At 68.1% G+C, this 5,516-nt stretch carries 5 protein-coding genes; all 5 read right to left on the bottom strand.

What is annotated here, in order from left to right; genetic code table 11:
- Positions 1-1,230: hypothetical protein (locus AB0C29_RS29105; protein ID WP_360826570.1), on the bottom strand; the 1,230-nt coding region annotated here is incomplete at its 3' end.
- A 102-nt stretch (positions 1,231-1,332) separates the two neighbouring features.
- Positions 1,333-2,118 carry a DUF4142 domain-containing protein gene (locus AB0C29_RS29100; protein WP_360826567.1) on the bottom strand — a complete coding sequence of 262 codons (786 nt, stop codon included), beginning with the start codon at positions 2,116-2,118 and terminating at the stop codon, positions 1,333-1,335.
- A gap of 209 nt (positions 2,119-2,327) precedes the next feature.
- Positions 2,328-3,014, bottom strand: coding sequence for a hypothetical protein (locus AB0C29_RS29095; protein WP_360826564.1), 687 nt, complete (start codon positions 3,012-3,014; stop codon positions 2,328-2,330).
- 304 nt (positions 3,015-3,318) lie between these two features.
- Positions 3,319-4,095 carry a zf-HC2 domain-containing protein gene (locus AB0C29_RS29090; RefSeq protein WP_360549466.1) on the bottom strand — a complete coding sequence of 259 codons (777 nt, stop codon included), beginning with the start codon at positions 4,093-4,095 and terminating at the stop codon, positions 3,319-3,321.
- Positions 4,092-4,769: a sigma-70 family RNA polymerase sigma factor gene (locus AB0C29_RS29085; protein ID WP_212987627.1), complete on the bottom strand. Its 678-nt coding sequence runs from the start codon at positions 4,767-4,769 to the stop codon at positions 4,092-4,094. Before AB0C29_RS29085 ends, AB0C29_RS29090 begins: the two co-directional genes overlap by 4 nt.
- Between the last annotated feature and the right edge of the window lie 747 nt (positions 4,770-5,516).

Genomic DNA, 5,516 nt, shown 5'->3' with positions numbered 1-5,516 from the left:
GCGAGCTTCCCCCGGGCGCTGGAGCAGTACAAGCGGACCCTGGTCCTGCTGACCGCCCTGCTGGCCACCCTGGTTCTGGTCGCCGCCCTGGTTCTGGTCACCCTGGCCCTGGTCGCCCTGGTCCTGGTTACCGCCGCCGCCGCCGACCCGGATGCGCACCGCGTCGAAGGCGGGGGTCTGGTTGGCGCGCTGCATCATCGGGATGCGGTGCGAACCGTCACCGGCCCACGAGGCGCACTGTGCATCGCCCTCGGTAGGCAGCCCGGCGACCTGGATGGTCACGGTGTCGGGGGCGCGGCCACCCTGCTTGTCCTCGGTCGCCACGAAGAACGCGGGGACCGGAGCCGGGTCGGGAGCCTCGTTGGTGCTGGCCAGCATGCGGCACGCGGTGTGGAAGTGACCCCGGACGATGCCGCCCTGCAGGACCGAGCTCTCCACGTAGTACCCACCCTGGCCGGCCGCGAGGAAGCGGTCCCGGATCAGGTTGCGGGTGCTCACCTTGAGGGTGAACGGCGTGTTCGGGGCGACCTCGGTGGGCGCCTCGGTGATCAGCAGCGACGGGTTGTTCTCCTGCGCGCCGACCTCACCGAACTCGGTGGAGACGCAACGGTTGCCGTTCTGGAAGCCGTCGTGCGCGGTCAGCTGGCTGCCCTCACAGCTGTTGACCAGGATGCCCAGACCGGCGCCCGGGGGCGGGGTCGCGGCGCCGCCGCCGTTGTTGCCACCGTTGTTGTTGCCGCCGTTGTTACCGCCGTTGTTGCCACCGTTGTTGTTGCCACCGGTGTTGCCGCCCTCGCCGGCGTTGGTGCCGTTGCTGGCCGAGGGGGCCGGGGACGCGGCGCCGCCGTTGTTGTTACCGCCGTTGTTGTTGCCGCCGCCGCTGTTGTTACCGGCGTTCTGCATGACCCACTGCCGGCAGCGGGCGCGCATCTGCGCGGTCGTCGGCACGTCGCCGGCGCCGTCGTCCGCGTGCTGGGTCACCTTGCCACCGTTGGTGGTGTAGGTGCCCTTCTTGGTCTTGGTCGACAACTTCGCCGACTTCGGGGCCTGGATGTTGTTACAGGCGGCCAGAGCACGCTGGGTGGAACGCTTCGTGCTCGCGTCCGAGACCTGCGTGACGGTGACAATGCCGCCGAAGGCAACCAGGGTGGCTACCGCGGCGATGATCCGGCGCCGACCGGTGAACCACTTTGATTTCGAGGATTCGCGCCGGTACTGCGACCTTCGCATGGTGACACCTTTCTCTGTCGCACACGTGGCGGGCGGTGGAGCAGCCGCCTGGGGGTGATGCCGTACGGCCTGGTCGGCTGGCCAGGTCGGACCGTCCGCGGGCTATCGCGTCCGGAAGATGCGCATGGTGGTGATCACACCGGCCACGAGGGCACCGGCGAGAACGAGGAGGATGACCGAGGTGTTCACGCCCGGTACACCGCCGGCGCCCGCCGCGGCGAGCATCTGGTTGTCGACCGGCACCGGGCCACCACCGGCCGCGGCCGGGGCCGGGGCGGTCGGCAGCGAGCCGTAGTCGACGATGCCGCTGCTTTCCAGCAGGGTCATGTGGGTCATCACGAACTGGTTGGCCTGCTGCGCCAGTTTGCGGACCGCGTCGTTGCGCGTGCTGGCCCGGATGGTGGCGATGGCGGGGAAGATCTTGCCGTGCGCGGCGCGCAGCCGGTCGATGTAGACCTGGTCGAAAACCTCCGCCGACGGCGCGTTCTTCATCTCGTTGAGCCAGCCCTGCTGGTCGCTGTTCGGCTGGTTCGGCAGTGCGATGCCCAGCTTCTTGGCGACCGCGATGTCGAGCTTGTCCAGCACGACATGCTGTTGCGAGATGGAGCGGCCGATCTTGACGATCTCCGGGTTCTCGGACTTCTCCACGGCCATGTTGCCCGCCGGGATCTCCCACAGGCCTGCCAGGCGGACCTTGATGACGAAGTCACGGTCGGCGGCGCTGGCGCTGCTGCCCTTGCCGGAAGGACTGTTCTCCGGCGGGATCGGGACCGGGGTGGCGTCCGCGGCACGGGCCATTCCGGCCGGCGCGAGCAGGACCGTCAGGACCATTGCCAAGACGCCCACCAGCCAGCGGTGCAGCCGGCGCGAGGAGCGAGCGGCAATCATCTTTCACACCTCCGACAACGATTCGGGTAAACAATTCCGGTGGCCTGTCGGCCGGTCGAGCGAAACGCTATGAGAAGCGTTTCCTGGCGGGCCCGCCAATGCGATGTATTTAGGCCCGATTTAACGAAGACTTATAGCGGTTCCGGTCGTTCGTGGTGGTAGCCGGCCGACGCCGTGGACGTCGACCGGCCGTCACCCGTACAGGTCGATCAGTAGCTGTAGTCGGAGCCTGACTCCGCGCTGCCGGCGTCACCGGAGGAGTCGCTGCCGCCCTCTTCCTTTTCGTCCGCGGGCGGTGCGACAGCCTTGGACGGGGCCGGGAGGCAGGTCAGGTTCTTCTTGCCTTCGGGAGTGATGACGAACCACTTCTTGCCGACGTTCTGGCCCTTCCACTGACCGGCCTTCTTGTCGCCGATGTAGGTGTACACCGGCCACTTGTCGATGGTCAGCTGGAGCGTGCCGTCCTCGCGGGCGACGGTGCCGACCTTGTCCGCGTCGACGCCCTTCAGCTTGGGCTTCTCGCCCTTGTTGATGACCGCGGGCGGCCACACCTTGGCGCAGTCACCGTTGCACTCGGAGACGACCTCGGGCTTCACCTTGTCGTCGTCGAAGCGGTACAGCACGAAGCCGTCCTCGTTCTGGACCGTCTCGCCCATCCGCTTGACCTTGGCCGCGGTCAGCTCGGAGGTGACCTCGTCCTCGCTGAGCTCCGGGGCGTCGGCCTCGTCACCCTCGGGGGCGTCGCCGTCCGGCTCCGCGGTGGGGTTCGGGGTGGCGGTCGCGTCGACAGCGTTCGCCGCCGGCTCCGCGCCGTAGTCGCTGGCGTTGTCCAGTCCCGCCGGGGCGCAACCGGTCAGCACGAACGCCGCCGCGATAGAGGCGCCGACGACCTTCAACTTCCGCTTCTCCGGTACCACTGGTGCCCTCCAACTGGGATCGTCGATCTCCGTGTTCGGGCTGTAGTACGCGCCGGCGCCGCCGGCGGTTGAAGAATCGGGCCAATCAATTTCTCTGAATTTGGATTGAACCGAACGCCGGCGCGGTACGTGATTGAGTGGCCCACCTGCGCCTTTGTCGCACAGCGTGCCGGGCCGATTAGCAATCAGTAATTGCCCATTCATTTGCGCTGGGCCTTCGCCGGCGCAGGAAACAGCGAAGCCCGGCCGCTGACGCGGCCGGGCTTCGTAGTTCTGTCTCAGATCAGGGAACGCGAACCAGGGTCTCCGTGCCGCCCTTGTCGTCCACCGACTGGATCTGCAGGAAGGCGATGTCCGCCCGCGGCAGCGCCGTGACGGCCTGCAGCAGCAGCGGCTCGGGCTGCGCGGCCGTGCCCCAGCCCTTGTCGCCGACCTTCCAGGACGAGAGGACCTCCGAGGCGCCGTCCCGGCGGACCACGACGAGCCGGCAGGTCAGCGGACCCTTGATGTTGGAGACCGCGAACGACACCTGGGTGCCCCAGTCCTTGGCCTCCAGGCCCACGTCGGCGCTGACCCCGCTGCGCGGATCCGTGCCGCCGATCCGCTCGCCGACCAGGTCCGGACCGCCGATACCGGTGCCGCCCTCGGCGGCCGGCAGCGGATCGAGCTGCTTGCTCGACCGGGCCTGCTGGTTCGGGTTCTGCGGGTCGGAGTTGCCGAGCCACTGACCACCGGCGAAGAGGGCGCCGATGGAGAGCATCGCGAAGACCACGACCGCCGCGGCCAGCGAGTAGAGCCGCCGGCTGTTGGCCCGGCGACGCTCCCGCTTCACCTCACCGATCATCGTCTTGAGCATCAGGCCGTCCCGGCGCGACTGCTCGGTCGCCACCAGGGCGTCCGCGTCCACGTCCGAGAGGATGTCCACGACCGGCAGCAGCGACTCGAGCTCGATGGCGCAGGCCGGGCAGTCGATCAGGTGATCCTCGAAGCGGGAGGCGTCACGCTCGTCGAGCACGCCCAGCGCGTACGACGCGACGTCGAAGTGTTGTTCCTGTGTCATTCCGTCACCCCCCGCTGCTGCAAGGCCGTACGCAGGGCCCGCAGGGCGTAGTACACACGAGACTTGGCAGTGCCCAGCGGCAGGCCGAGAACCTCGGCCGCCTCCGGAACAGTCTTGCCGCGGAAGTACGTCTCGACCAGGATCTCACGGTGCGACTGGCTGAGCGTACGGAGCGCGTCGGTCACGGTCATGAGCTGCAACACGCGGTCGGTGTCGTCGGCGGTGCTGGGGAAACTCTCCAGCTCCCGGTCGTACGTCTCCGGTGGCCGGGCGCTCACGCTGCGGTGATCGTCGATGGCGATGCGCCGGGCGACGGTGACCAGCCACGGACGCAACGACTGCTGGCCCTGGGCACCGAGCCGGTGCGCGTTGCGCCAGGCCCGCAGGAGCGTCTCCTGCACGATGTCCTCGGCCCGCTGCCGGTCGCCGCCGGTGAGCCGCAGCACGAACATCAGCAGGGGACCCGCGTGCTCCTCGTAGAGCATGCGGACAAGCGTGTCCTCGTGGCTCGCCGTCTCCGACGCAGCCCCGTGCCGGGCCTGTCGTGGAATCACGGCATCATCATTGTCCGCACCACGGCCTCCGTCGAGAGCCTGCCACCTACCACCGGACCGCTGCTGCGTCATCGCGCACACCCTGTCCGGCGTGAGCCGCTCCATGACCAACGCATGCATCGAATCCTCCAGCCGGTGCTTTCCCCGTCGCCTGTCATACGGCTCGGAACACCGGCCGGGATCAAAGCGAACGGGAAAATTTCCGGAAGCCCGAGGGGCCGGCCGGCAGCGAGGCGCAGTTGCAAGAGATTCCTCCGGGTCCAAGCCACGAGGGGGCGCGACTTTCATGCATAGACACCGATATGTACTCGGGGGCACGCGAATAATACTCAGCAAGCCGGTGCGGACGACAGACGCGGAGTCCGCCATCGGCTCACCGGAAGCGGGTCTTGGTCGCGGCGGGTGCGGGTGCCCTCACCGGCTGTTGGCATTTGGCCAAGAGGGTGGGTGGGGGTGGGGTCTGGTGCGGGCGGTGCAGGGCCGCGTGGCCAGCGGAAACCGACCGGTCCGCCAAGGTGGGGGTGCGAACGGTCAGCGGCCTATGCGTCCCGGAAAACTCACAAAGATTCCGAATCGCCCACTGGACGTGTCCGGGGCGTTCCCGAGCCTGGCCCACAGCCCTCCGAAGTATCCGCAGCGCGTCTGTGCGTGATCGAGCAGCGAGCTGAAGAACAGCTGAAGACGGCCGCCGATTCAGGCCTGCTTCAGTTTCGCGGGCGACGGTGGGACGAGCACCGAACCGACATCCAGCACTGGAGGAGCTTTGCCACCGATCTTCAGAGCATGACGGCCAGCAGCTCGCCGGTCTCCTGCGGAGTGAGCACCGCGGTCGGCTCGTCGAGGATCAGCAGGTCGACGTCGCGGGTC

Origin of the sequence: Actinoplanes sp. NPDC048791, from assembly GCF_040650095.1 — a bacterium.
GTDB lineage: Bacteria > Actinomycetota > Actinomycetes > Mycobacteriales > Micromonosporaceae > Actinoplanes.
Note: the sequence above shows the minus strand (reverse complement) of the source record. Positions and strands in the feature narration are given on the sequence as shown.